Below are 24405 nucleotides of genomic sequence, written 5' to 3'. Positions count from 1 at the left end.
CTACATCAAAAAATCAATTTAGCCCTGCTCGCTCAAATGCCAACGGCTCCAAGCTTTTCATCTGCGCCAGGGTCAGCGGCGCAAAGTTGCGATCCAGCTGCAGCTCAGTGAATCGCTCGACAGTCAGCCCGCCTTCGCGGAACAGCCTGGCCCGGACTGGGCCGATAGCAACGTCCTGGAACGAAGCTGGCTGCTGCTGGAGCCAGTGGTAGTAATCCAGGCTTGCACTGACCTGCTGGCCGCCATTGGCACCCACCGAAGCGCGGGTAGCTCCCTTGGCGAACATCTCGCTAAGTTTGGTCAGCAGAACGAACGTCGTACGGCAATTCGGGTGAAACGGCGGCCGTGGGCCTGAATCGACTGGAAACCGGCGTTTGTCCATCGAGCGACATAGCTGGCTGGTCTTGCTGTCCAGCGTGGCCACCACCTGGATTTCTTCGACGATATCCGTGTTGGCCTTGGCCACCGCCATCCGCGCCTGGGATGACACATGCTGAATGGCGGTGTGCACGACGGTGCTGGCATTGCGGTTGGTGGTGGCAAGAATGCCGTCCTTGTAGCCGGCCGCCTTGGTACCGCGAATGTTGCGGATGATCTGAAAATTCGTCTGTCCTTCGAAGAAGCCCTGCCGGATGGTACCGGTGACGCGCTCACGTTCGGCGCCAGTCCACCCCTTAATGAAGGCCTTGAGCAGCTTCCCGCCGCCGGCACCGCGCACGCTGAGCGGGTTCGTCAGCACTGCGGTTCGGATTGCAGCAGCCGTCGGTGCCACGACGTCGAGCGACACGCCAACCGGCGCTGATCGGGCCAAGCTCGTCGCTTCGAACTGCGCTTCGTAGTTGGCGATGTCCACCAGGTCGAGGTTCAGTTGCGCGCTGTAGCGGTCGAAGATGCCCAGCAACAGGCTGTCGACCTCTTTCAGCAGTGCTTCCAGGCGCTTGACGTTGTACTCGGTCAGGTCCGCCTGGATCAGCCGCTCACGGATAGACCGGTCAATCTCCTTGAGGAAGGGAGCGAACTTGCCCACCTCCCCCGCCTTGAGCTTTTCGAGGAACACTGCGTGCCGGATGGTTGCATCAAGTATCGCTTGGTTCACCGCCATCTACTTTGTCCTCGTCGTCCAGGCCCAGGCCGTCGCCCTGCTCTTCCAGCTCGCCGTCGATCTGTTGGTCGGTGCGCTCTGGTGCGATCAGTCCAAGCTTGCGCAGATATGCTCGAAGATCCGCTTTCGCGAAGCCGCCGTTCTGCCACAAGCCCACCAAGGCCGTGATCATCTGCGGATCGGCCGTCAGCTCGACGAACTCTTGATTGACCTGGTAGGCGACTTTCTTGTCGGTGATGCCCATGTAGGCGCAGCACCACATGATTGCCCGGGTGTAGGCCTCGCTGACGTTCGCCACGCAGCCAGCCAGCACCGATGTTGAGGCTGACTGATCGCCGCGGGACTCCGTAGCGGTCTTGGTAGCAAGTGACGCAACCACCATCCGGGCGCCCAGCTCGATCATCATCTGGTTCTTGTCGGCCATGGCCTCTTTGACCAGGGTGTTCGGTAGTGGCTGCGCATAGGCGAAGGCGCCGCCGGCTGGAAGCAGCATTGGCGCCCGGGAACCGACGTAAATGCCGTTTTTCTCCATGTGGTCACGCCATTGCTCATCGAGACCTGAGATATAGGGCTGAGCCTGCCCACACCAGAAAACGCTATCTTCGTAGTCGGCACTGTTCCGGTAATGGCCCAGGTTGATCATGGCGATGTCGTAGAGCGGCGACTCGTCGATGCTTGGATCGTTGTTCTGTGCGCCAACGAAGGTGAACGGGATCTCCTTGAGGCGCCCAGTGACTCCTTCCGGCCTGAACTCTTCGGTGACCGCCAATGGCCCGCCACCTTTCGGCCCAGACCGGCGCCAAACGCGGCAAACGAAACCGTCGCCTTCCAGCGCCAACTCCCGGTACTGCTCAACCGTCTTGAACCCAAAGCCTTCAGGTATCTCGGGCGACTCGCGCAGCACCACCAGGGTCAGCACGCTGTGCCCATTCACCATGCCCGTGCGCCAGTTGATGATGTCTTCAGCGCAGTAGGAAAGGATCACCGAGTGGCCGCCGATACCGTCGTCCTGGTGATAGTCGACGTACAGGCCATGCCGACCGGCCTCAAGCACCTTCTCCAGCGTGCCCTGCGAGTGCTGGTAGATGCTCACGCCCGAGCCGTTGGCGTTGTCCTGCAGGTATTCCAGCTTCTTCGACACCGTCAACGTTGGGTCTTTGTGGAACGCCAGGCCGAGCAGCCCGTTACGGGTGTGCCCAGTGGCGTTCTTGAATACCGCACGTTCGCGATAGGCCTTGTTCCGGTCTACGTTCTCAGGCGACTTGTCGTGTGAGTTAATGTACGGCAGTCGGTCGACAACCCGGTGCTGGCCGGCGCAGACGTCGCGAACGGTCGCCCAGCGATCCAGCACAGCGATGTATTCCGCCCGCTTGAAGGAGACGTCGTTGCTCATCGGGCGTATCCCATTTTGATGGAGGTGACGATTGCTTTGATCGGGTAACGCTTGGCGATGAAGTAGCCCGCCGCGTCGTTCATGTGGTCATGGCCCTTCTTCGGGTCTTTGTCAGGCTCGCCCTTGTCGGTGTAGGTCTGTCGCTCCAGGCACAAGGTGAGCTGAGGGCACTGGTCGATATTGACCTTCAGTCGTCGCTCACCGTAGGCGTTCAAGAACATGGCGTTTACCGAGTTCACGCGGTCTTTCACACCAGGGTTTGTGGAGTCGACGATCACCGTGAATTTTGCTTTTTTCAGCAGAGACAAGTCGGACTCGCTCGCGTTTTTGCTACTGGTGTTCTGCCCGCTGGCGTCGGGATAGACCGCCACCGAGTGACCAGGGAACCGTGCCTGGATCTTCTCGATCATCTCAGGCGTGTCCCGAACACCATGAAATTCATCCAGGGCCATCGGCAGATCGTTACGCACGACATAGACAACGGCCGCCATCTTCATGACGTTGAAGTCCATGCCGATGTGCAACGCCTCGCCCGGTTTGATTCGCTCGCTGGTTCGGCACTCATCGCGATTGAACGTGTAGTAGACGACGCCTGCGTAGTTCTCGAAGCCGGCTTCGTACTCTTGCCGGAAGGTGCGCGGGTCCATCTTCCGGCGGGCTGCCTCCAGCTCTTCAGGAGGAACGTTTCCGCCTTGTAACGAGGTGTACTGCCAGCTCTTGTGGTCTGGCTCGCCGCCTGGCTTGCCGTCCAGATAAGTGTCGTAGCAGTGGTTGAATCCCTTCGGAGTGCCAATGCGCAGTGCATGGCCTCCCTTTCGCATACCAACGTCTGGAATCTGGTACTGACAAGTCGATAGCATCGGCCGCAGCACTTCTTCCCACGCCGCCCACGGGCAGTCTGCCCATTCATCCACCAGGACGAAGAACAGGCCGGAGCCCCGCAGGTTGTCGTAGTTGTCGAGCCCCACCACGCGCATGACGTGGCCAGACTTGAGGGTAATTGAGCACTCAGTCTCGTTCGGGCGGTGTGCACGCCACACTTCGGGGATAGCCTGCTTCAGGCGCCGCCAAAACACACGCTTGGCCTGCTTGAACGTCGGCGCGCCATACCAGATCTCGTCCTCAACACTCACGCCCCACTCAGCAGCCAGGCGGGCAGCACGGCGCATTTCGGCCTTGCCCAGGAACGTCTTGCCGAACCGGCGGCCACACACCGCATCGCGGAAGCGGGCCTCAGGCTGGAAGCCCCAGCAGTAAATGTTCGCCTGCTTAGGCGTCAGCTTCACCGGCGGGTCAAAGGTACGGGGTAGCGGGGACATTCTCATCAGGCTCCAAGGTGTACTCAGCAACGGCGTGCTGCTGGTCCGCTTGGGAGCCCAGAGGTTTCTCAGGTTCGAGGCGGCGATTCACGTATACGTCGCCCACCTCTTTGGCGGCCTGCTCGTACAACTGAGCGGTCAGCGCCAGGTTGCGCATGCTCTCGGCCTTCTCAGCCATTCGCCCCAGGCCACGAAGCCGATAGGCGCGATTGGCGATGGGTATCTCTGCGGTCTCTTCGCGGAATCGCTTGCGAGTGTCGTGGAACAGGGTCTGCCACTTCACCGCCAGCCCCTTCCCAGCAGACTTAGTTGGGTTATGCGTCTCCACCTGCTGGCGGCTCACCACAAGCCCGTATTCGTTCTTGACGGCCTCCACCACCTGGGATGGGGTGTCAAAGCAGGCCAGCGCCTGAACGATGAAGCTCTTCACCTCATTTTTCAGGGCTGCCATAAATTCTCATCCGTCTAGAGCCTGTCAAGAATCAGGCCGATCTCAGCAGACAGGTTCCGCAGGCCCTCGCAATGTTTAATTTCCCCACCTCAGCAGGACTGTTTGCAGCATCCACCAACGCTTGAACGTCAGGGCTTGCACCATAGCGACGGACGACACCTACAAACTCTTCGACGTCGTGGCCGTGCATCTCTAGCTTCGGCGCCCCTTCCTTCGTGAAGGCAGGCTGGCCGCACTTATCGTTGGCGTGGGCAATGTGGTAAAGCTCATGCTCTACCAGGGCACAGAAGTCGGTGTCGCTGCACTGGGCGCAGTAGTCGGCGGCCAGAGTGATGATGAAGGTCGGCACATCACCGAACCAATCACGCATCTGTTGCTCCATTCGGGCCTTCTGCCAACCGCCGGCGCGGAACGCTACCTGCTCGGCTTGGCCCAGAACCGTCCTACCCTGCTTCTCGAAGCTCGACGACGCCCACATGATCCTGATGTCTGCATCCAGTAGGTGGGCATGGTCTTCGTTGTGAATGCTGCCGGTGTCGGCAAGGATCTCGGCCTGGAGCCATTCCCACACTTCAGGAGCGGGTGTCAGGCGGATACCGAAGTCGGACAGGTCCGACAGTTCAAGCAGTGACGATGGCGGGTATGGTCGATCCATAACGCCCCTCCCCACAAAGTAAAATGCCCCGCAGATACGCAGGGCATGGTTTCAGCAACTTTCATTCAGTGTTCAGTTTGCGCCTATCGAGTAAAGCATCGACAAGCCGAGTCGCCCGATATCATTGTTCGAGCTTCCGGGGTAGCTATCACGGATTTCGATAGGCTCACCGCCTTCCTCTTGCGTATAAACCACCCCGTCTTTGCTAATTCGGACGAGCCATACCGCGCGCCATGAATCCGCACCGTCGATATTCTTGACTGATCTTTCCACTATGTACCGACCGAAGACACCATCATTGCCGACATGAATGGTTGTGGTCACCCTCGCAATACCAAAAGGACAAGTCAGACTTGCAGACTCGCCCGTGCCTTCTGGCACGAAAGTCACGCCCCAATATTCTTTGGGATGATCCTGGCCAAACAGCTGAGCAAATCGCTCACTCAAGTTGCGGGCCGTTTTGGCAACCTGCTCCGAATCACGAACCAGATATCGAACTTTATTTTGATCCTGCTCAGTCACAAGTGGAAATCCCATACACACCTCCATCCGATTTGGACTGGAAGTATGGCATTACACGATCTCGGCCCACCATCCTAGTAGTGCGAGGAAAGCTCACCCCTCCCCGCCATCCAGCAGCACATCAATCAGCTTCTGCTCACCCAGGCGCATCGCACCGAGGCATTGCAGGTCGTCGCATTTAGGACCGAGGCCGAACACAGTCACCTCTCCCTTCGCACCGATCAGCGTCAAGGCGCCTACGGTGCATTCAGGATGCTCACCCGCGTCCATGTCGTCGGCGATCTTGCGCAGGGTCTTTGACGCGTCGCGCCAGTCTTCCCGCTTGAACTCCAGAACCTTGACGGTCATTCGCTCACCATCTGATGTGTTTGTGCGTGGGCATGGCCGTGGAGCAAGCCAATGACCAGGCCCTGGGGCAGCCCGGCTTCCTTGGCGGCGTCAACGGCATCAGCAATAGCCTTGTCGAGAGCGCTTACCGCTGCATTTATGTCCTGGCTCAACGGTAGCGCGTGGCGCAGGCGGGTTACGTTACTCATTGAATACCGGCCCCTCTCCCACGCGGAACGTCTTGTTGGCGCCGGCATAGCCGCCGCAATAGATGACACTGATCTCACCCCACACAGGGTGGAAGTCGACATGCTCTCCATCGGAGGACTTGAGCGGAGCATCCAGGACAACAGCTATACCGGCCTTGGTGTCGCAGTAGGTCACACCGTCAACTCGCTGGCCGTCGATGATCACTTCCCGCCGGCCTCGGCCATCATCCCAGTAGTGGACGTGCTCGCCTGATTGGTCGCCCATGCCCTGCTCCTATCTAGCGCCACGATTTGGCGCATTCGAAAACGTGGCGCGGATTACTGCCCCGCACCGCTCCTGGGAAACTTGAATTCGGCGACCCGATCAGCAAAGTCGGCCAGCTTCTTCACGCCCAGGAACCCGATAAACACCCCGGCAGCCGTCGCAAGGTTCTGCGGCAGACCGAAGTATTCAAGGACTGGGATCAGACCAATCGTGATCAAGGTGCAGATTGCCGCCTCAAGCAGTGCCTGGCGCCGGGTACCGCCGCCATAGATGATCCTGATACCAGCCATCAAGGCAGATAGCCCGGCAGCATAAAGCGTTGGCGAATGCTGACTCAGCCATGCAAGCACGATGAGCCAGGTGTCTGGTTTGTCTGGCATGTTGGACATCTCGGTTCCTCCCCGTCAGGGAGTTAGGGATACAGCAGGCCATGACCTGCGAATTTGAATCAGCCCCAGCAGCACTCCCAGCTCGGAGCAATGGGTGTGGTGGGGCCGAAAACGAAAAAGCCCCGATCAATGTCGAGGCCCTGAATAGGTGCGCAGTCTTTCCCGCTGTCAGCCGAAGACTATCTAGGTATCGACGCACGAGCGTTACCGAGGGCTGTAGGTTTAAAGTAGCGACACTCGGCGCTACTCAATGCAAACGTCGCCATTTGCTCTGCATTACAGGACTCTCGCACGATGGATCTCGCCAACATCCAAACCAAAGATTTGCTCAGGCTTCAGTCTGAAGTAATAGCGGAGCTCAGAATTCGTGGAATCCTGAGAACAATGAACAATCCCGTCGGCGACTACGCTGAATGGCTGGTTGCTTCAGCCCTGGGATTGAAGCTCGCCAAGAACTCATCTGCCGGCCATGACGCAGAATCTGAAGATGGCAAAAAAATTCAGATCAAGGCCCGCCGAATCAGCCCTAACAACAAATCCAGACAGCTAGGCGTAATACGCAATTTAGATAAAGGCGATTTCGACGAACTGATCGCAGTTATTTTCAGCGAGTCATACGAGGTAGTAGAGGCAGTATCAATCCCGCACGCAGTAATATCCGAGTACAGCACGCATAGATCCCATGTAAATGGCCACGTTTTGAGCCTACGTGGAAAACTTCTCTCCGACGGTCGCGTTCGGGATATTCGCGCCGAACTTAATCGAGGAGTATCCCAGCAGCCTCAGAAAACTGGCGAGATATCGAAGTAATAGTCCTTCCCTTCTTCGAAATGCTCTGCGCGGTCAGCGGCCACATTTACGGTGTATTCACCGTATGGCGTGTACTTGCCATAGATCGCATCCTCTTCCGCCGGATTGGCCGACCACACGGCACCGAAGTGCAGGCGGGTCAGTGATTCCGTCGAGCCCTGAACAGGCCCTTTGGAGCGGAGAGTCATCTTGCATCGGGTGATTTTCGTCATCGGTAGATCCTCGGACATCAATTGAGCAGGAGGGTCTTTCCGGTCTTTCGCCTGCGATTCGGTAATAAAAAACCCGGCGCTTGGCCGGGTTCAGGGTTTCGTGTGCGTTTCGCGTTACTTGTGCACTATGGGGAAAGTACATCAAAAACCCCAACATGACAACACCTTTATGCCGCTACCTCTTCTTTTTCTGCATGAATTACCTGCCACACAGGCTGCTGCACACGAATATCCACTTCTTCAATGGCGTCTCGCAGGAAATTCCACGCTTCCTTCCAGTCCCGATCCCACACTTTTGGCTCTATGTGGACGCCGTAAAGCTGGAGCATGCCCTCGGCGATACGAGCGGGCCCCCACTGAGCTCCGTCATGAGCCTCGACCTTGTAGGACTGCAGGGCCATCGTCACAAGACAATGCACCTTCGCCTCCTTTGCTTCCGTCAGGGTGGAAAAGTCCACGCAACTCCAGATCAGCTTCTCGGCGTTGAGTACATGAGCGAGCGTCATGCATGGGTGATACAGGTAATGCCCGAACTGTTGCTCCTGGAATGGCAGGGTTCCGATGGAGCGCAGGACTTTACCGATCGTGGCCAGGTGCGCGGCGCGGGCCGTGGACTTGCCCGCCGATGTGCGCCTGGTTTCGCTAATGCTGATGCGCTGCCCCGGCACGGAGAAACGCCCAGCCTCCTCCCCCTTCTCGCTGCTCATCGCCGGGAATTGCGCGTCACGCTTGCCAATTTTCCCGCCAGTCTTGAGCGGTGCCGACTCTGCCCGGTCAATTGCCGCAGCGCTGATCGACGCGTTCGATTCGTGCTGAGCTTCGGTCCATACCTGCCTTGCGTTGATCAGTTTCATGCTGCGAGCCCCTTCTTAAGTTCTTTGGTCTTTGCCCGGTATTCGGCAGTGATGGCTTTCAATTGCTCTACTGTTTCTTTGCGTGGCGTGTGGTCGGCTTCCATCGCCTCGACAGCCTCCAGGCCGATTCGGGCGATAAGGCCGGTGCGGAAACCCTGGGAAACCGTCTCGCCTTTGCGGGCGAACTTCGACGACCCCGCATTACAGCTTTTGCACTGAAGCCAGATATTGCTGGGCACCAGCCTCAACTCTGGGCGAGCGCCCTTGCCAAGGAAGTGCCCGGCATCAAATGCGCCGCCAGTCTTCCAGCCCTGGGCGTGGAGGATTGATTCCTGCGATTCGCCGCAACTGATGCAGCCGCTACCAATGCTCAACTCATAGGTGCGCCGGTAGTCGCGCACGGCCTTCTCTGCGTCCTTCATGTGGTCCACCCGGGTCTTCAGCGCCTCTTTGCGCACCTTGATCTCGCGGCGACCGACATCCGCCAGGGCCTTCTTGGCGTTCGCCTGCCCCTTCTCCGACTTACCGTAAGCGATGGCGCACTCGATCTCGCCGCACACCGCCTGCGAGCCGCGGGCAGGCGTGAACATCACTCGGCACTCTGGGCAGCGCTTGCGGCGTGGCCCACCGGACGTGAGTGGGGTTTTGCGTTGTAGTGGGGTGCGCTTCATGCGGCCTCCTTGAATACTTCGAACTCTGCCATTTCGGTCAGGCGCTCTTCCGTGAGCGTCGGCCAGTCATGCAGTACCAGATACGCACAGCACTGGCGCCAAAAGTCTTGGAATGTCTCCTCCCCCATCGAATCGTAGGAAAGGCTGCGGGGTGTCTTGCGGGTGAGTTGGCCCAGGCCAGGTATGTCGAATGCTTCCTCGTCGCAGTACACGCCCGACTCAAGTTGCAGTGCCTTGATTGCGTCGTGGGACTGCTTGCCAGAGAACCGATCGATGTTCTGGCTCAGTACCCGGCCCAGGCCGTGGACCAAGCCATTGAACCTTGGGTTGCGCGGCTGCTTCAGGTCGGCGCGGATCTTGGTATTGATCCGAAAATCACGCTCACGAAGGATCGACCGGTCAGCATCGGAGGACGGCACAAACGCGGCCACCTCCCTGCCGGTGGCAGGATCAATCAGGCGGCGCAGCACCAGGTACACGGGCATTGGGCGAGGTTTCGCTGGTTTGGTCATTTCGCCGCCCTCTTCTCTTCCAATTCCTGGACCTGCTTTATCAGCAGCGCTCGGCGATCCGCCAACTCGTTAGCCGCTGCAATCCGTATCTCATCCTTTCGCTCTGCGCTGGCCTTTCGCATTTGCAGCATCGAGGTCTTAACGATCTCAAGCTTTGCGCGAATGGCGGGTTCCGGCCGGGTGACGGTACCGGTGACCAAGCCAGCGATCGCGCGCCCGTCTTCGGTGACCGGCTCGACGCTCAGGTCTGCCAGGTACTTTTGGCCGTGCTCGCGGGGAATACGCTTCAGCTCCATGGCCTTGGTTACGGCCTGGATTCGACGGTTGGCGTCGAAGCCCACGGACACGTGCCAGTTGACCGGCTTCGCATCCTCACGGGCCTGACTCACGAACCGCTGGTAGGCGTCGATGAACGCCATGCGAGCACCGATCTTGTCGCCACCATCCAAGATGGGTTTCGCAGCAGCCAGAGCCAACTGGATCTCGTCGATCAGCACCACGGTTTCAAATTCGTCGTTGGTGGCCATGGCGATGGCCCAGGCCTCGTCCTTCCCGGGGCGGCCGTCGGAGGTCTGGACACGTTGCAGGATGTCAGCCATAGCCAGCTTGCCCTTCACCTCGAAACGGCAGGCCTTCAAGGCGGCTTTGACAACGGGTACCGGGTACGCGCAGAGGTCTTCGGCCATCATCGCGGCAGTGCCTGGGTTCATTTCCTGGCCCATGGCCTCGGCCGTTGCGCAGATGGCAGCAGCCAGTCCGGCAACCTGCTGGTCGTTCATTTCAGAGGTATTCATTGCGGTCACCTGCTTGGCGTTTGGCCAAAACCATCTGAGCGGCCTGTTCCGCTGCGGACAGGTTGGCCTCGGTTCGTTCCATCTGGCGGGCCGTCGTGCCGTTGATGCGCTGCCCGGTCACCCACTGGGTGTGGTAACTCTCGGCGTTGGCCAGCAGCTCGTTGAGGCTGTGGCACTTGCGCAGCACAGCGGCATCGCTGGTTTTCAGATAATGCGCTGCGACGTGGTGGGCTACGTCGGCGCCCAGTCTGTCGACGAGCAACGCCATCTGCTTGCCAGCCTTGGCGTTCCACACCGGCCAGGCGCTGTAGCGCTTGCGGTAGGCCATGGCGTAGTTGGCCCAAACTTTGAAAGTCTTGCAGGCCTGGTCCTTCGGCCCCGGCATGTCGGCAGGAATCTCAACACGTGGTTGCTGCAGAACGAGTTGCACGACCTGCCCCGTCACGACCTTGGCGGTAGCCTGGGGCGTAATTGGTTCAATGACCGGTTCCATGACTGGTTCAAGAGAGTTACTGATTCTGGGTGCAGCTGCTGCACTACCCCCTAGTGCAGGAGATTCACTAGGGGGTGAACCTGCTGCACTACCCTGGTGAATCTGCTGCACTACCCCTGGTGCAGGAGGTGCACCACCTCCCTCGAGGGTGAGGAAGTAAACGTTCGACGAATTCCCCTTAGGTCCGCCCTTACGAATTTCCTTACGCAGCAATCCCGCATCACACAGGGCCGTGATGTGGTTCATGACAGAGCGCTTGCTGATCTCGCACTGATCGGCGATGTGCTGATAGGACGGCCAGCACTCGCCTACATCGCTGGCGTTGTCGGCAAGCTTGATCAGTACCAGCTTGCGCAATGGATTCCCGACGCGAAGCTTCATCGCGGCGACCATAAGGCCCATGCTCATGCTGCACCTCCGACAAAGGCAAACAGCAGGGCCTGCTGAGAATTCAGCCCCCACTCCAGCGCCTTCACCTGGCTAATCGTGACGGTGTATTGCATGTCAGGCCGCCAGTCGAACTGAATACGAGCATTTGCGCGCCACGTTTTCAGACTGCGAAAAACGTGGCGCGAGATTGGTAGCGCTATTGATATGTGGCTGGGTTTGCATATAATCGGCCTCACAAAGTGTTATCGAATTAGCCGACCTCGACCGTCGGCTTTTTTTTGCCTGTAATTCAGCGCCGAAGCACCAACCTCCCCACCCTGCTCCCCGCTTCGCCTCTCTTAAAACCCACTGGATAAAACTCCAGCAACTTCAGGTTTCTTACTTCGTAGACCGAATGGGCCGATACTGGCTACATGGGCAGCAGGGGTCGCCTGTCAGGCGGCTTGGTCTTTCTTTGTCGCCTTGAACTTTCCCTTGGAAAGGACCTGGATCTGGTACTGCCGGGATTCGGGAATCGTTTCCCCCCACATGGTCACGGCGCTTGGACGGATGCCCAAAGCGAGTGCCAGCTTCGTCTTGCTGCCGAAGAATTCGGCGACTTCATGCGTATTCATTGCGCATCCTCGTTCGAGCCTGTCGCGATTTAAGCATGCTTAAGTTATGGCATCAACGGTGTTTTGCACCTACTGCATGCTTAAATTCAGTTAACTTAATATTGAGTCCATGGAAAGACACGAACGCATCGCCCGCGCCATACAGGTCAGCGGTAAAAAGAAAGGGGAAATTGCATCGCTTTGCGGCGTTGCTAATTCGGCCGTCACTCAATGGATTACCGGTGAGAGCAAAAGCCTCAGGCCGGAGAACCTTTACGCCTTGGCGAAAGCGACCGGCTTCCGAGCTGAGTGGCTGGCCATTGGCGAGGGTGGTGAGCGGGAGGCTTCTGAATCGAACGTCTCCCCTGCCGCCCAGCCCACCAAATCATTCCGCTATCCGGTAGTTAGCTGGGTTGCCGCCGGCGCCTGGGCAGAAGCCGTGGAGCCCTATCCGACTGGAATCTCGGACACTTATGAGTTTTCGGAGTACGACGCCAAAGGCCCCGCTTTCTGGTTGACGGTCAAAGGTGACTCGATGACGGCGCCCGCTGGCCAGAGCATCACCGAAGGCACGCTGATCCTAGTAGACACCGAGGCTGAGGTCGCGCCAGGTAAGCTGGTGGTGGCCAAGCTACCGGATAGCAATGAGGCGACGTTTAAGAAGTTGGTCAGCGATGGCGGCCGGCTGTTCCTGAAACCGCTGAACCCGAGCTACCCGATCGAGGCGGTGGACGAGAACTGCCGGATCGTGGGCGTGGTTGTTCAGGCGCTGCAGAAGTTTTACTGATCAAGGGATTTGATTCAATTTTGCAGAACATCTGAAAAGGAAATCGAGATGCGAATGCCCGCAGTTCTAATCCTGATAGCAGCGCTTTCTGGCTGTGCCGACTCCCATCAATGGCTACCAAGTCAGTCTGTCTCAACTCAGCAGCTCAATCGAACGGACAAGATAATCATCGCTACTCCGGTAGATGGTGAATACGGCGACCACGTTTACAAAGGCTCCGGTCGTAATACAGCTCAAATCCTCTACGCGGCGTTTGCGAGGCGATCGGCAGGAGTAACGGTGGATTCAGAAGCCTTGAGCTATGATCTGGCCTTAGAGAAAGCGAAGCGCAGCGGGCAAGACATCCTAGTTCTTCCGACCATCCTGCATTGGGAAGATCGCGCAACTGAATGGTCGATGATCCCTGACCAGGTAGAGGTCAAAATAAGCGTAATTCAGGTTTCTTCAGGGGCTGTAATCAGCTCCGGGATCGCGTCCGGTGAAAGCGGTATTGCAACATTTGGCGGGGATCACCCACAGGATTTACTGCCCGAGCCTATTGAGGCTTTCGTCTCATCTTTATACTGAGCAGGCGCCAACATCTAGCGCCTATCACCTCGGAGGCCTCCATGCCCCTCACCAAGCCCAACCAGCAACTGCGCCGCGATCTCAAGGCGATCGCCTCAAATCTCGAGGAGTCCTGTATCGACCTGGGCAAGCTCGCAGAAAAACTAAGCGATGCAGACGCCATAGCCCTGATGGGGTTGGTAGGTACACTTTATGAGGAAGCTGACAGGCTAGTGGGTTACGCGGATGAGGTGAAGGCCGGCCGGATAAGCCGGGCTTCGAAACAGAACAAATGACTGCATGGCGAGAGCAAAGCTGATGGAGCAAGGCGTGGACCTATCCTCTGCTGACGCTCATGGCCGTTTTCACAAGCTACGCTGGTATTTGGCCAGGCGGAGGCTCCTCGGGCCGCAGGCGGCTCTTCAGCCCTAGCTTCGTTGTGCTCTGTATTTTCGTGGCTGTGGTTGAACTACATTGCTAAATCATTTTAGTCGGATTCGCAGCTGCAACCACCGCCATCTTCGGTTTGACTGGAGTAACTGCCGCAGGCACTGAAATGCAGAGAGCATTAGCTATGCTTATAAATTTTTGAATACTTTCAAACAGTTAATCTAGTCTTGTGAGTTTTTTACGCCTCGTTAGGCACATGCGAGAGATAATTTACCTCATCTATCAATATGGATCCCAGCCCGAGACCTCTACCAGTTAACTGTCGTGGATCCCCAACGTAACAATCAGTAAAGCCAGCATAGCTGTCTCTCAAATGGAATGTATTCTAAACGGACATGATGTCATAATGACATTTTGAACCTCAGCCATACAACACTCAAGGAAGGCGCGTTTTGACAGAAATAAAAGAGGCAATCATCAAAAATAAGCTGCAAGCAACCCTTTCCGACGGGTACTTGGAAACCGTGAGCGACAGAGCATTGGTCGTAGGTTTTTCTAAGGAAAAAAAAGGCGATAAGACCATCAGCCTGCTTTTTTCACGTACGATTGTGATTCCTACGTTGGGTGTAGCAACGGAAAAGCCATTTGAGCTATCAAAACGTTACGTAGCCAATATCACGATGCAAGAAAATGTGGCAAAAAAACTGGCTCTAGACATCCTTCACGGCCTTGGGATCAAGAGCTTAGAAGCGGAGGAGAAGGACGTTCCGACAAATGAAGTCTGAGCCTAGCCTGAAAATGAAGGTCTTTGCGACAAAATCGTCCTTCAACAATGCCATTTTTATTAGCGTGCTTTCCGATGACCCTGAGCTGTTACATGCGGCCCAATCTGAGGGATTCGTGAGCTATTCTGGCGATGATGAGGCTTGTAGCTCCGAACCTGAAGTCGCAGCTATGTTGCATTCTCCAAACTTGAATTTGGAGAGCTCTGCCACAAGGTTAGATTTAGAAGGGGATGACATTCCTTCACATCGGAAAGATACTGGCCATATGAACGACATAACGCGTGAAGAACTCAAAGATGCGCTCCTAGGCTTAGAAGACCGAGTGGACCGCCGAATCGACCGGATGGGCGACGAACTCCAGCGCGAAATGCGTCTGCGCGAAAGGTCAGCTCGCAGGGAAGCTATCGCCAACAACTCTGCGCTAAAAGCACATATTGAATCCAATGACAAAGCCGTTGCTAGCACTCTGGCCGCGCTGAGTCGTACAGAAACAGAGTTCGGCAAGGTAAAACAGGCTAACAAAGAACAGCGTTACTGGATGGCCGGTATAGGCGTTGCGATTGTGCTGGGTATCATGGGGGCAAACGCAACCATTTTTAGCGGTGGCAAATCATTTTTTGATGGTGGCAAAGAAGCGATTGAAAGCCAGCGTGCTTTAGACTCTATTGTTCGTCAAGCTCAGGAGCAAACGGAATCAAATCGCCGAATCCTCGATGAAATCAGAGCGTTCCAATTATCTACCCCGAAACCGAAAGCCGGGGAATAGCCTCTCGGTCATACCTACCCCGGCGCCGGGCTTCTTGGATCGGCTCTGCCCTTAGTCGTGCCACCATTAAGTAGGCAATCCGTGAGATTGCCTACTGCCCGCGCTTAAGGATCGGCGCCCCAGATGTTATAGAGAGCCCGCACCAACGCGGGCTTTTCTTTGTCTGAGATTTGATCGTGTGAAGCTAGACCAGCACCGGGCTTCTTGTTTCTGCCATTTCGCATCCGGGTTTCTCTGGCCATCCCAATTCCTAGTGGGAGCCCGCTTAAGACCACCCTCCCCGGCCGAATTCATCCTGGCATACCTTGTTACAACCATTCACCCATAGGCAGCGCCCGTAGAGAACTTCAAACTTTCACTCTAGTCCTAATGCTAGGCGTGCTTTAAACCGTGAGCGCCTGCTGACAGCCCATTGAGGTTCACAAAATGAAAATGACACTACCCGCCCTAGCTTTGGGCGTCCTAATTTCGCAAGGAGCGATGGCAGCCGGAGATGGCACAGCCGCTCTTGGAGGCGGCGTTGGTGGTGCTCTAGGCAACATCGTAGGCCAGCAACTCGGAGGCTCGACAGGCGCAGCGGTAGGTGCAGGCGTAGGTGGTGCGGCCGGTAGTGCTGTAGGTGCTCAAAAAGGCAATAGAGCCGAAGCTGCATTAGGTGGCGGTATCGGCTCGGCCGGTGGCTCACTCATTGGTAATCGCCTGGGGGGCACAACTGGCTCGACTATCGGTGCAGGTCTCGGCGGCGCCGCGGGTGGTGCGATCGGAAACAACCTGGCGGACGATGAGAGCAATCATCGGTCGGATGGTAAGAAGCACAAAGGCAACAACAAGCATAAACACAAGAACAAGCATCGTTAGTTTCTGACGCGGTTACATCGAGCCCGGCCCAGCGCCGGGCTTCTTGTTTCTGGCGAGCCTCTACCCTGCTATTGTGGCGCCTTAGATCGCAATGGAAGCAATGAAGCATGGAGTCATGGAAGACACTGGCGATAGCCCTACTGGCATCGGTCAGCACGCAGGCCGTATCAGGTGATGGCGCCAACCCTATCGCTGCCGCGATATTTCTCACAATTTCCGCGCCAACCATTTTAATTGGGGCGACCACATCCCTCACGACCGAGCCGCCTGAGATTTTCAAGTCAGCCAAGACTGACGCCCTGGCGTTCATAGGTTCGGACGGCGAAATTCGCGGCGCCCAGTTTGAGCAAGCCTCCAAGTACTACCGCTCGACCAGCCCGCCGCCGCTGATGTCAGACACGCAACTGGCCCGGGCAATCGCGACGTCCTACTGAGCGCAACATTTCACATCCCTTTCACAGTCGGGCACTTATGGTTACCCCAGCTCCTAAAGTACATCCCTTTAAGCCCGCTACTCCCCATCGCGGGCTTTTCTTTGCCTGCGATTTGGAGGGCCGAAACTCGCCCTCCCCGACTTACCCAACGACGGCTATACACGCCCACCTTCAAAATGACACGATAACGCCTCGCCTTCGTAAGTAGGAATACAGGATGTTCAGTCACGTAACCGTTGGGACAAACGATCTTGATAAGGCCTCTACCTTCTATGACGCTGTGCTGTTCCCCCTGGGCCTCTGTCGCAGGCCTGTAACGCCTGATGGCGGGCCACCTTCGGCTTGCTGGATTAAGCCAGATAGCGTTCTCCCTCGCTTTTATGTGTACAGCCCTTATGACCGCAATGAAGCCGGAGCAGGGAATGGCAGCATGGTGGCTTTTACCGCACCATCTCCAAATGCGGTAGACAGCGCCTATGCAGCTGGGCTTCTCGCGGGCGGATCTGATGAAGGTGAACCTGGCCAACGTCCCCACTATGGTGACGGTTACTACGGTGCGTACCTACGTGATCCAGATGGCAACAAGGTGCATATCGCTCATCGTGGAGATTTGGACTTGGCGGGGTAGCAGCCGCTCACAGTATTCACGTGACGCCCGCCATCGAGCGGGCTTTTTGTTGTCCGTGCACCCTGCCCTTCGATGGTGGCTGTGCGCCACGAATGGTAAAGTGCGAGCTCAATTACTGGAGGGATCAATGGAACGAGCATTCAGGAATCCAGCAAACGGCCACACTGAAAGTGTTGGAGGGATGTCGTGGCTCGCGGTTGTTGTCTTTGGGGCTTTATACCTTGCATACAAAGGCTTGTGGGGGCACTTTTTCATCTGGCTATTGTTGGTTGGAGGCTTTTCGATCCTAACGGGCGGCCCTGGGCTGATTATCGCCCTCCCCTTGGCCAGTATTGGATATGCCATTGGCATCAACGGCATTCTGACGAACTCATATCTTCGGAAGGGTTGGGTCGAAGTGTCAGGAAATTCGGCAGGCGCGCAGAATAGCGACCTCCGTGACTGCCCGCTCTGCGCAGAGACAATCAAGAAAGCTGCCGTGAAGTGCAAGCACTGCGGCGCCGATGTTGAGCCAGTAGTCGCCCCGCGCCTTAAAAATGGGTGGGTTGCATCCACCAGCTGCTGCGACGAAGAGGAGCAGCAGCGCACCATTGAAGCCATTGCCAGCGCCGGACTTCCAGTTGTCTCAATGATCGGCCTGGCCGTGGGTGCCGGCCCATTCGAAACGAAGGAAGAAGCCAAGCAAGCCCTGATCACAATGCGCGACGGCCCCCGGCTATTCAGCGAGATCGTCTACAGGGACTCAGTTAGCGGCAAGTACCCACCGATTGCCGATTGACACATCCGAATCAGCAGAGCTCGCCAAGTGCGGGCTTTTTCATGCCTAGCAGAAAGTACGCTCCAAGCCAATATGCATTTATGCATGAAAATTCCTGTCGCCCTATTGCCAAGATATGCCAGTGCAAATACTGTACATGCATACAGTATTCGCAAGGAGCGAGGCATGAACCAGGCACCCTACCCCACACCCATACCGAGAAATTCCTACGAGCTTGTGGGCCGCCGCCTTCAAGGCTTGATCGCCTCTCCTCAGGTACAAAGGATTCAGTTGGTCGAGGTTTCCAGGCGCGACGATGAAAGTCCTGAAGCCTGGCACCAGGTTATCCAAGACATCGGCGACACCGCCGGCATCAGGATCGAGCATCTGGAGGACGGAGCCGTCAGGATCGGTTGGCGCGAGTACTGCGACGCATAAAAGAGCCCGCCACTGAGCGGGTTTTTTATCGACATGAATTTCAGCAATCTGAATTATTCACTTAAGCATGCTTGACACTTTAATTTCAGCTTGCTTAAATTCAACTCAAGCCAGCAACGAACACCGCCGGCCAGCAGCGAGAGCTGCGCCGCTCTTTAACAGCCAGCGCAACACAGAAAAACCAGCAGACCGCATTGCCTCTACCGGCGACCGGCGATCAGACGGGTCAGATAGCCCGCCCACGACAGGAGAACCCTGTACGGCTGATCGAGAGCGAAACGCTCGAACCGTGCGAATGACCTGGCAAGCAATGCGCCCCGCGAATCCCAGCGGCAGAAGGGAGACTCAACTGAACAGAATTAGCGGTCCCGATAGCCTCGGCTGGGAACGCCGGACCTCATGCACCCTGCCCCACTCAACCAGGGCATTCAGAGCTGTAGCGTGCATGTTGTAAGGACCTGTGATCCACGGCGAACAGATGCTGTTTGACGCCGTGAGGAGGAAGCTCGCCGCCCACCCACGAAGACGACCGGCCAGCCCTGCAATCAGCAGCGGGCAAGGGGCCACACCCCTGACGCAACAACCCCGGCCTGTCGCCAGTAGCGAGGTCGGGGGTTTCACCGATAGTCCTTGGCAACAGGGCCTAACGGGAAACCAATCGGGAGAAATTTATGGCCAAGAAAGTTGGCAGGACTACCAAAACAGCGTCACTCACGCTTCGAGTCAGCCCAAGAACGCGGTACCTCATGGATGTAATGGGGCGAATTCAACGGCGATCTTTGACGGCGGTCATCGAAGCGGCTGTAGAGAGCTACGCGACAGAGGCGGAAAGCTCGCTAGCCGCCCACACCTGGTCAACCGATGAAGGCGAGCGCCTGCTTAATTTGTACTCGAAGGCACCGCACCTCTGCTCATTTGACGAGGAGATTGATGCCAAAGCAGCCATAGCCGCGCGAAGCGAGTAATCGGAAATTTTCACTTCTGCCACCGCCTCGGTGGCAGCGGGAAACCAACCGAGGGTTACAACGATGGAAGCAACAATCATCAACGGTTCATGGAAGGGTCACCTCGGACGTGGCCTGGCGCCGCGAGAGCTTCAGTTTCTGCTTTGGATTGCCCAGGGCTTCACCTCGAAAGAGATCGCCCGCGAAGCAGGGATTGAGGCAGGCACCGTCAAGAAGCGCCTGACCAATGCGATGTTCAAGCTGGGCGTGACGAAGCGTACGGCGTTAGTGGCTGAGGCGATGAAACGTCAGATCATCACGCCGGTTTGCTTTGTACTGGCGGCGCTGCTTGCCATGCACTCAATGATCAGTGACGACTCAATGCGTCGTGATCGTAGGGCACCGGAGAGGCGAATGGCTCAGGTTCGGATGGTGCGCCGGACGGAATGTCCTAGGTTGACCGCTTAACAGAGGCCACCAGGACAGCCTGTCGTTAACTGTCTGGTCAGCTGCGTGCCGGCCAGTTCCGGCACCTGCGGCCTTTCAAACATCAATGATGACAAGTGTCCCGTAGCTTCCAGACAAAACTGCATGCGGAACACCAGCTTCAGCCAGATAAATTTGTCCCTCTCCCACGCGCACGCACTCACCATCGACTCCCAACAATAACTGTCCGGAGATGACTAACAAGCCCTCAGTGTAGTCATGCACCTCTGCTTCAACGGACATTTCATCCATGCGCAGAACTTTGATACTGGAGCCGCCTACCCGTCCTAGAACGGTGGACTTCCAAGCTTTAGGCAAGGCCTTCGAGATCAAATCAAGATCCACCAGGGACATAGAAAACTCCTTGTTTAGGACTGCCCTACTTATACCCCTCCTCACCTCTACCCGTCAGCACTTACCCCGCGCCCATCGGCAACCAGCGGGAGGCATGAGTATTGACGAATACAGGTGAACAACCCGCCACCTTGGAGGCGACCATGAACGCAGCATTGAATATTTGCCAGGTGCGTTACGACGCTCAGTTGCCTCCAGAAGTCAGCGAGAGCGACGAGGTGACGGACTGGCTTGAGCATTCGGCGGAGCGCCTAGTGTGCGGCGTCGACATCAAGTGGAAGCGCCGCTACGGCCAGCCGCAGGTTGTGACGTTCGACCGGTTCTGCACTGTCCTGCAAGGCCACCTGAATCAGCGCCAGATCGACGGCCTGGATCAGCGAGACTCGTTTGCCCGCCTGCTGCTGTCGGCAATGCTCGGCAGCCAGAGCGATGCCCGGTCCCACGCTGCCGACCTGCTGGGCCAGCAACGGCCCATCGAAGCGGTCGAGAAGATCGCGGTAGCGCTGCTGAGACCGTATGCCGAAGACGCTGTAGCGGCGGAACGGGAAGAGCGCGAAGACGATGTGGATGCCGATGTATGAGCCCGCACATCCTGATCGATGAAGCGCTGGAGGCACTGGAGCATCCGGCCAGCGAGCCGGGTGCCCAACGAGTCGTGCTGAACATGATCACCAACATGCTCACCGGAAACGCCATCACCAACGAAGAATTCGCCCACTACTGCCAGCGCCTGCTGAAAATCACCAGGCACCGCAAGGAGGCTGCATGACCACGCCAATCGTGAAAACGCTGATCGACGAGCAAATCGAAGAGCTACCCGCCGACCGCATGATCCTGGCCTTCACCCACACCAAGTGGCTGGGCGCCCTTTCGCTGGCTCATGACGCTGGCATCCCAAATGTCCACGCCTGGAGCGCTCGGGCCTGCATGTGCGGTGAGTGGACTGTCGCTTATGAGGTGAAGGCATGAAGCTCAGAAGGTTCGACGCGACTGACACCGCGCGCATTCGCGCAGCGCAGAGCAAACGTAACAATCGAATCGAGCGCAACTACCGTAACGAAGCCTCACAGGGGCGGGAGCCTGAGGGGTTGCAGCGGATCGGCAAAGTTTGGAAAGCAGAGTGCAGGTCGTGCGGGAATGACTACGTGTTCGACTGCGACGCGCGTGAGTTCAACCCCGATTACAGCTACTGCGGCGGTAGCGAGCGGTGCATACCATGACGACCCGCCAAGCCATCCGCCTGACCTCGGCCGTCGTCGGCCTGACCTTCATCGCAGTTGTATTCCTGGGCCCCGCCATCGGCGGCCTGATCACCCAATAACCAACACCTTCAATCGCTGCGAGCATCGCGGCAAGGAATCCCCATGTCCGCAGAACAGCAACTGGCGATCCTGCCAGCTAAAGAAGTAGCCCTGGCGGTATTCAGCGCCCCCAACGGCCTGGACCCATACCTACAAAGCGTCCGGGAAGAAATCGACAAGTTCAACGCCTCGGCACCTGACGTTAAAACCAAAAAGGGCCAAGACGCGTATCGCTCGATTGCTTACAGCTTGGCGGGATCAAAAACGAAACTCGACAGCCTGGGCAAAGAGCTCGTCGCAGAACTGAAGGATGTACCGAAAAAGATCGACGCCGAGCGCAAGCGCGTTCGTGATTTGCTGAGCGCTTGGCAAGAGGAAGTTCGCAAGCCGCTGACTGACTGGGAAGTCGCCGAGCAGGCTCGCAAGGATCGGCACGTCGATGCCGTACAGGCAATTGCGGATTTTGCGTTGGATCTGTCGGACGTCACCGCCGCGGAACTGCTTGAGTCTATCGCCTCGGTTGAGGCGGTGAAGATGGGCGAGCACTGGGAAGAGTTCGAGGCTGATGCTGCCCGCACCAAGGATCAGGCTCTGGACAAGCTGCGCGCCACCCTCGCCGCACGCCAGAAATATGAAACCGAACAGGCGGAACTGGTCAGGCTGCGCGCCGAAACAGAAGCGCAGGCCCAACGCGAGCGTGACGCCCAAATCGCCCGTGAAGCTGAGGAGCGCGCCCGCCGCGAAGCCGAGCAGCGTGCACAGGCAGAACGTGATGCCGCAGCCAAGCGTGAAGCCGAAGCAAAAGCCGCCGCTGATCGCCGCGAGCTGGAGTTGAAGCTGGCTGCTGAGCAAGCGGAGCGTGCCGCCGCCCAGGCGGCGCGGGAAAAGATCGAGTCAGAGCAGCGCGCCGCGCAACAGAAGATCGAAGACGAGCAGCGACATAAGCAAGCGATGGCTCAGGCCGACGCCGATCGAGTCGCTGCCGAGCAGCGCGCAGAACAAGAGCGCATTGACTCGGAGCGCCGCCAAGCTGAAGCCGCTGAGCGAGCGAGACTCGCAGAGATCGCCCGGGCAAATGCCGCTGCCGACGAGATCAACCGCCAAGCCGCCGCGCGGGAAGCGGACAAGGCGCACAAAGCAAAGATCAACCGCGCTGCGCTGGATGCATTTATCGCCGGCGGTATGCCCGTGGAATGCGCGAAACAGGCAGTCACCTTGATTGCTCAGCGCAAGATTCCAGCCATCGCTATCACTTACTGAGGTCGTCATGAACGAGATCATTCAAATGCCGGCACGCGAAAGCGCCGGCCTTACGGCTGCCGAGGTTCACCGTTTCTCGGCCGTAGAGATTCGCCAGCGCGTTAACCTGGTGCAGGAAGTGATGCAGGGCATCATGAAGCGGGAAACGCACTACGGCACCATCCCAGGCACCCAGAAACCAACCCTATACAAGCCGGGTGCTGAAGTGCTTTGTGTGACCTTCCGGGTTGCGCAGGAATACCGAATTGAAGATCTTTCCGGCCCAGGTGTAGCGCGCTACCGGGTCACTTGTGTTGGTCGTCACCAGATGACCGGTGTTGCTCTCGGCGAAGGCGTCGGCGAATGCTCGTCCAGCGAAGAGAAGTACAAGTGGCGCGGCGTCATCTGCAAAGCGGAATTGGACGCCACTCCGGAGAATCTGCGCCGGAAGAAATACTACAAAAACGGCAATACTGCCGACCAGATCCGCACCGAACCAGCAGACCTGGCCAACACCATCCTCAAGATGGCCTGCAAGCGGGCCATGATCGCCATGACGCTCAACGTCACTGCGGCATCGGACATCTTCACGCAGGACATCGAAGATCTACCCGAGGAACTGCGGCCACAGGAGCAGGCTCAGGCTCAGACGCAAAGCCAGAAGGCCGCACAAGTCCCCCATGATCCTGCCCTGTCCGCTCACTGGATTACACAGGCCGAAGCTGCAATCACGCCAGACGCGCTGACAGAAGTTTGGAAGGCCGGGGTGGCTGTCATCAATGACGCCAAGGACACAACAGCCTACGACCTGTTCAAGGCTGCGGTGGTGGCGTGCGGAGTGAAGCTCAAGGCCACCGAAGAGGCCAAGCCGGAAAGCGAGGACGTCGCAGACCAGCAGCCCGAACCACCAGCCGACGAAGAAGTTGAATTTGAGGAGGTCCCAGAATGATCATCGTGAATTGCGCGCAGGGGTCGGAAGAGTGGCACCAGGAGCGAGCCGGAGTTATCACCGCCAGCATGTTTGGCGATGCTCGAGCCAAACTGAAGTCAGGCCCGAACAAGGGCGAACCAACCGCCAAGGCCCAGGATTATGCATTCCGATTGGCTGTGGAGCGGATCAGCGGCAAGCCCCTTGATGGCGGTTTTGAAACCTGGCAAATGCGCCGCGGGCATGAACTCGAACCACAGGCCCGCATGGAGCATGAAGCTCAAACCGGCTTGATTGTCACCCAAGTCGGACTTGTAAAAACCGACGACGGCGCATTTGGCGCCAGTGCAGATGGCTTCATCGGCGAAGATGGCGGCTCGGAGTACAAGTGCTTCCTTGCCCCTGAAAAACTTCGGTCGTTCCACATCGACAATGACGCCAGCGAGATCATGGACCAGGTACAGGGGTGCATGTGGATCACCGGTCGCAAGTGGTGGCACATCGGGATGTACTGCCCTGCCCTTGAATCGGTCGGACGACAGTTGTGGTGGAAGGAATTCAAGCGCGACGACAACTACATCGACAAGCTTGAAGAGGAGCTTTGGGAGTTCAAGCTCCTGGTGGACGGATATGAGGAGAAACTGCGGAGTAAAGCAGCATGATCAGCCCAGAACTCTGAATCGCCCCGGATTCTTTAGACACCTTGCAAACTCATTGCGTAACGCTTTTCAAACTCTACCGGTGACAGCTGATTGTTGAAACTATGGCGGCGTTTTGCGTTGTAGAACATCTCGATGTAATCA

At 57.4% G+C, this 24405-nt stretch carries 39 protein-coding genes and 2 pseudogenes; 21 read left to right on the top strand and 20 right to left on the bottom strand.

Annotated features, from left to right (window positions below; translation table 11 throughout):
• Positions 1 to 13: 13 nt before the first annotated feature.
• The 10 genes from HBO09_RS22120 to HBO09_RS22075 form a co-directional block, all read right to left on the bottom strand.
• The gene (locus HBO09_RS22120) at positions 14 to 1102 is read right to left on the bottom strand and encodes a minor capsid protein (protein WP_169998775.1); all 1089 of its coding nucleotides are present in this window, start codon (positions 1100 to 1102) and stop codon (positions 14 to 16) included.
• Entirely contained in the window at positions 1077 to 2495 is a 1419-nt protein-coding gene (locus tag HBO09_RS22115) for a DUF4055 domain-containing protein (RefSeq protein WP_169998772.1), read from the bottom strand. Before HBO09_RS22115 ends, HBO09_RS22120 begins: the two co-directional genes overlap by 26 nt.
• On the bottom strand, positions 2492 to 3814 hold the full coding sequence (locus tag HBO09_RS22110; protein ID WP_169998770.1) for a terminase: 1323 nt from the start codon (positions 3812 to 3814) through the stop codon (positions 2492 to 2494). Before HBO09_RS22110 ends, HBO09_RS22115 begins: the two co-directional genes overlap by 4 nt.
• Positions 3789 to 4265 (bottom strand): DUF2280 domain-containing protein, encoded by a 477-nt coding sequence (locus HBO09_RS22105; protein ID WP_169998767.1) that lies wholly within the window; start codon positions 4263 to 4265, stop codon positions 3789 to 3791. The genes HBO09_RS22110 and HBO09_RS22105 overlap by 26 nt, the downstream gene beginning before the upstream one ends.
• 31 nt (positions 4266 to 4296) lie before the next feature.
• Complete coding sequence (locus tag HBO09_RS22100) at positions 4297 to 4920, bottom strand: putative metallopeptidase (RefSeq protein ID WP_169998764.1); 624 nt, start codon at positions 4918 to 4920, stop codon at positions 4297 to 4299.
• A gap of 72 nt (positions 4921 to 4992) precedes the next feature.
• Positions 4993 to 5457 carry a hypothetical protein gene (locus HBO09_RS22095; RefSeq protein ID WP_169998762.1) on the bottom strand — a complete coding sequence of 155 codons (465 nt, stop codon included), beginning with the start codon at positions 5455 to 5457 and terminating at the stop codon, positions 4993 to 4995.
• 78 nt (positions 5458 to 5535) lie between these two features.
• Positions 5536 to 5790, bottom strand: a complete 255-nt coding sequence (locus HBO09_RS22090; RefSeq protein ID WP_169998760.1) for a hypothetical protein — start codon at positions 5788 to 5790, stop codon at positions 5536 to 5538.
• Entirely contained in the window at positions 5787 to 5978 is a 192-nt protein-coding gene (locus HBO09_RS22085; RefSeq protein WP_169998758.1) for a hypothetical protein, read from the bottom strand. The genes HBO09_RS22090 and HBO09_RS22085 overlap by 4 nt, the downstream gene beginning before the upstream one ends.
• Positions 5971 to 6243, bottom strand: a complete 273-nt coding sequence (locus tag HBO09_RS22080; RefSeq protein WP_169998756.1) for a hypothetical protein — start codon at positions 6241 to 6243, stop codon at positions 5971 to 5973. The genes HBO09_RS22085 and HBO09_RS22080 overlap by 8 nt, the downstream gene beginning before the upstream one ends.
• Positions 6244 to 6296: 53 nt before the next feature.
• Positions 6297 to 6632 carry a phage holin, lambda family gene (locus HBO09_RS22075; protein WP_029294997.1) on the bottom strand — a complete coding sequence of 112 codons (336 nt, stop codon included), beginning with the start codon at positions 6630 to 6632 and terminating at the stop codon, positions 6297 to 6299.
• 294 nt (positions 6633 to 6926) lie between these two features.
• Here HBO09_RS22075 and HBO09_RS22070 point away from each other — a divergent pair, with 294 nt between their 5' ends.
• A complete protein-coding gene (locus tag HBO09_RS22070; RefSeq protein ID WP_169998754.1) occupies positions 6927 to 7442 on the top strand; it encodes a hypothetical protein in 516 nt (171 codons plus the stop codon).
• Here HBO09_RS22070 and HBO09_RS22065 read toward each other — a convergent pair.
• The 8 genes and pseudogenes from HBO09_RS22065 to HBO09_RS22035 all read right to left on the bottom strand — a co-directional run bounded on the left by HBO09_RS22065 (position 7415) and on the right by HBO09_RS22035 (position 11982).
• Positions 7415 to 7654, bottom strand: a complete 240-nt coding sequence (locus HBO09_RS22065) for a hypothetical protein (RefSeq protein ID WP_169998752.1) — start codon at positions 7652 to 7654, stop codon at positions 7415 to 7417. The genes HBO09_RS22070 and HBO09_RS22065 overlap by 28 nt on opposite strands.
• A gap of 167 nt (positions 7655 to 7821) precedes the next feature.
• On the bottom strand, positions 7822 to 8508 hold the full coding sequence (locus tag HBO09_RS22060) for a hypothetical protein (RefSeq protein ID WP_169998750.1): 687 nt from the start codon (positions 8506 to 8508) through the stop codon (positions 7822 to 7824).
• Complete coding sequence (locus tag HBO09_RS22055; protein WP_169998747.1) at positions 8505 to 9179, bottom strand: recombination protein NinG; 675 nt, start codon at positions 9177 to 9179, stop codon at positions 8505 to 8507. Before HBO09_RS22055 ends, HBO09_RS22060 begins: the two co-directional genes overlap by 4 nt.
• Positions 9176 to 9691 carry a hypothetical protein gene (locus tag HBO09_RS22050; protein ID WP_169998745.1) on the bottom strand — a complete coding sequence of 172 codons (516 nt, stop codon included), beginning with the start codon at positions 9689 to 9691 and terminating at the stop codon, positions 9176 to 9178. The genes HBO09_RS22055 and HBO09_RS22050 overlap by 4 nt, the downstream gene beginning before the upstream one ends.
• Positions 9688 to 10485: a hypothetical protein gene (locus HBO09_RS22045; protein WP_169998743.1), complete on the bottom strand. Its 798-nt coding sequence runs from the start codon at positions 10483 to 10485 to the stop codon at positions 9688 to 9690. Before HBO09_RS22045 ends, HBO09_RS22050 begins: the two co-directional genes overlap by 4 nt.
• Entirely contained in the window at positions 10472 to 11386 is a 915-nt protein-coding gene (locus HBO09_RS22040) for a helix-turn-helix domain-containing protein (protein WP_169998741.1), read from the bottom strand. The genes HBO09_RS22045 and HBO09_RS22040 overlap by 14 nt, the downstream gene beginning before the upstream one ends.
• 5 nt (positions 11387 to 11391) lie before the next feature.
• Positions 11392 to 11604 (bottom strand): annotated as a pseudogene (locus HBO09_RS29220) (phage replication protein); the annotation flags it as partial.
• A gap of 198 nt (positions 11605 to 11802) precedes the next feature.
• Positions 11803 to 11982 (bottom strand): Cro/CI family transcriptional regulator, encoded by a 180-nt coding sequence (locus HBO09_RS22035; RefSeq protein ID WP_017255748.1) that lies wholly within the window; start codon positions 11980 to 11982, stop codon positions 11803 to 11805.
• 109 nt (positions 11983 to 12091) lie between these two features.
• Here HBO09_RS22035 and HBO09_RS22030 point away from each other — a divergent pair, with 109 nt between their 5' ends.
• From HBO09_RS22030 to HBO09_RS21975, 13 genes and pseudogenes are all read left to right on the top strand, one after another.
• Entirely contained in the window at positions 12092 to 12748 is a 657-nt protein-coding gene (locus HBO09_RS22030) for an XRE family transcriptional regulator (protein ID WP_057959973.1), read from the top strand.
• A 54-nt stretch (positions 12749 to 12802) separates the two neighbouring features.
• Positions 12803 to 13315 (top strand): DUF4823 domain-containing protein, encoded by a 513-nt coding sequence (locus tag HBO09_RS22025; RefSeq protein WP_237150422.1) that lies wholly within the window; start codon positions 12803 to 12805, stop codon positions 13313 to 13315.
• 41 nt (positions 13316 to 13356) lie between these two features.
• Positions 13357 to 13590 (top strand): hypothetical protein, encoded by a 234-nt coding sequence (locus HBO09_RS22020; RefSeq protein WP_169998739.1) that lies wholly within the window; start codon positions 13357 to 13359, stop codon positions 13588 to 13590.
• 47 nt (positions 13591 to 13637) lie between these two features.
• A pseudogene (locus HBO09_RS29215) lies at positions 13638 to 13849 on the top strand (hypothetical protein).
• A 287-nt stretch (positions 13850 to 14136) separates the two neighbouring features.
• Positions 14137 to 14469 (top strand): hypothetical protein, encoded by a 333-nt coding sequence (locus HBO09_RS22015; protein ID WP_169998737.1) that lies wholly within the window; start codon positions 14137 to 14139, stop codon positions 14467 to 14469.
• Positions 14459 to 15235 (top strand): hypothetical protein, encoded by a 777-nt coding sequence (locus HBO09_RS22010; RefSeq protein ID WP_169998735.1) that lies wholly within the window; start codon positions 14459 to 14461, stop codon positions 15233 to 15235. Before HBO09_RS22015 ends, HBO09_RS22010 begins: the two co-directional genes overlap by 11 nt.
• A 426-nt stretch (positions 15236 to 15661) precedes the next feature.
• The gene (locus HBO09_RS22005) at positions 15662 to 16093 is read left to right on the top strand and encodes a hypothetical protein (protein WP_133714871.1); all 432 of its coding nucleotides are present in this window, start codon (positions 15662 to 15664) and stop codon (positions 16091 to 16093) included.
• Between the two features lie 107 nt (positions 16094 to 16200).
• Positions 16201 to 16527, top strand: coding sequence for a DUF2388 domain-containing protein (locus HBO09_RS22000; protein ID WP_169910232.1), 327 nt, complete (start codon positions 16201 to 16203; stop codon positions 16525 to 16527).
• Between the two features lie 217 nt (positions 16528 to 16744).
• On the top strand, positions 16745 to 17155 hold the full coding sequence (locus HBO09_RS21995) for a VOC family protein (RefSeq protein WP_170060966.1): 411 nt from the start codon (positions 16745 to 16747) through the stop codon (positions 17153 to 17155).
• A gap of 127 nt (positions 17156 to 17282) precedes the next feature.
• A complete protein-coding gene (locus HBO09_RS21990; RefSeq protein WP_262381306.1) occupies positions 17283 to 17933 on the top strand; it encodes a zinc ribbon domain-containing protein in 651 nt (216 codons plus the stop codon).
• A 165-nt stretch (positions 17934 to 18098) separates the two neighbouring features.
• Positions 18099 to 18350 carry a DUF1654 domain-containing protein gene (locus HBO09_RS21985; protein ID WP_170060965.1) on the top strand — a complete coding sequence of 84 codons (252 nt, stop codon included), beginning with the start codon at positions 18099 to 18101 and terminating at the stop codon, positions 18348 to 18350.
• A gap of 671 nt (positions 18351 to 19021) precedes the next feature.
• Positions 19022 to 19315: a hypothetical protein gene (locus HBO09_RS21980; protein ID WP_170060964.1), complete on the top strand. Its 294-nt coding sequence runs from the start codon at positions 19022 to 19024 to the stop codon at positions 19313 to 19315.
• A 63-nt stretch (positions 19316 to 19378) separates the two neighbouring features.
• Positions 19379 to 19762, top strand: a complete 384-nt coding sequence (locus HBO09_RS21975; protein WP_070996012.1) for a helix-turn-helix transcriptional regulator — start codon at positions 19379 to 19381, stop codon at positions 19760 to 19762.
• Between the two features lie 75 nt (positions 19763 to 19837).
• On the opposite strand, the gene HBO09_RS21970 is transcribed toward HBO09_RS21975, so the two are convergent.
• Positions 19838 to 20134, bottom strand: a complete 297-nt coding sequence (locus HBO09_RS21970; protein ID WP_170060963.1) for a cupin domain-containing protein — start codon at positions 20132 to 20134, stop codon at positions 19838 to 19840.
• A gap of 143 nt (positions 20135 to 20277) precedes the next feature.
• Here HBO09_RS21970 and HBO09_RS21965 point away from each other — a divergent pair, with 143 nt between their 5' ends.
• The 7 genes from HBO09_RS21965 to HBO09_RS21935 all read left to right on the top strand — a co-directional run bounded on the left by HBO09_RS21965 (position 20278) and on the right by HBO09_RS21935 (position 24264).
• Positions 20278 to 20715, top strand: coding sequence for a hypothetical protein (locus HBO09_RS21965; protein WP_170060962.1), 438 nt, complete (start codon positions 20278 to 20280; stop codon positions 20713 to 20715).
• The gene (locus HBO09_RS21960) at positions 20712 to 20903 is read left to right on the top strand and encodes a hypothetical protein (RefSeq protein ID WP_060773043.1); all 192 of its coding nucleotides are present in this window, start codon (positions 20712 to 20714) and stop codon (positions 20901 to 20903) included. Before HBO09_RS21965 ends, HBO09_RS21960 begins: the two co-directional genes overlap by 4 nt.
• The gene (locus tag HBO09_RS21955) at positions 20900 to 21103 is read left to right on the top strand and encodes a hypothetical protein (RefSeq protein ID WP_170060961.1); all 204 of its coding nucleotides are present in this window, start codon (positions 20900 to 20902) and stop codon (positions 21101 to 21103) included. Before HBO09_RS21960 ends, HBO09_RS21955 begins: the two co-directional genes overlap by 4 nt.
• A complete protein-coding gene (locus tag HBO09_RS21950) occupies positions 21100 to 21354 on the top strand; it encodes a hypothetical protein (RefSeq protein WP_170060960.1) in 255 nt (84 codons plus the stop codon). The genes HBO09_RS21955 and HBO09_RS21950 overlap by 4 nt, the downstream gene beginning before the upstream one ends.
• Before the next feature lie 144 nt (positions 21355 to 21498).
• Positions 21499 to 22695 (top strand): hypothetical protein, encoded by a 1197-nt coding sequence (locus HBO09_RS21945; protein WP_170060959.1) that lies wholly within the window; start codon positions 21499 to 21501, stop codon positions 22693 to 22695.
• A 7-nt stretch (positions 22696 to 22702) separates the two neighbouring features.
• The gene (locus HBO09_RS21940) at positions 22703 to 23623 is read left to right on the top strand and encodes a hypothetical protein (protein WP_170060958.1); all 921 of its coding nucleotides are present in this window, start codon (positions 22703 to 22705) and stop codon (positions 23621 to 23623) included.
• Positions 23620 to 24264: a lambda exonuclease family protein gene (locus HBO09_RS21935; protein ID WP_170060957.1), complete on the top strand. Its 645-nt coding sequence runs from the start codon at positions 23620 to 23622 to the stop codon at positions 24262 to 24264. The genes HBO09_RS21940 and HBO09_RS21935 overlap by 4 nt, the downstream gene beginning before the upstream one ends.
• A 32-nt stretch (positions 24265 to 24296) precedes the next feature.
• On the opposite strand, the gene HBO09_RS21930 is transcribed toward HBO09_RS21935, so the two are convergent.
• Positions 24297 to 24405, bottom strand: a 109-nt coding sequence (locus tag HBO09_RS21930; protein ID WP_169993622.1) for an IS3 family transposase, incomplete at its 5' end; no start/stop codon positions are given.

This window comes from Pseudomonas sp. WS 5027, from assembly GCF_012985695.1.
Taxonomy (GTDB): Bacteria; Pseudomonadota; Gammaproteobacteria; order Pseudomonadales; family Pseudomonadaceae; genus Aquipseudomonas; species Aquipseudomonas hygromyciniae.
The sequence above is the reverse complement of the archived record's forward strand: the minus strand, read 5'-3'. Positions and strand labels throughout refer to the sequence as shown.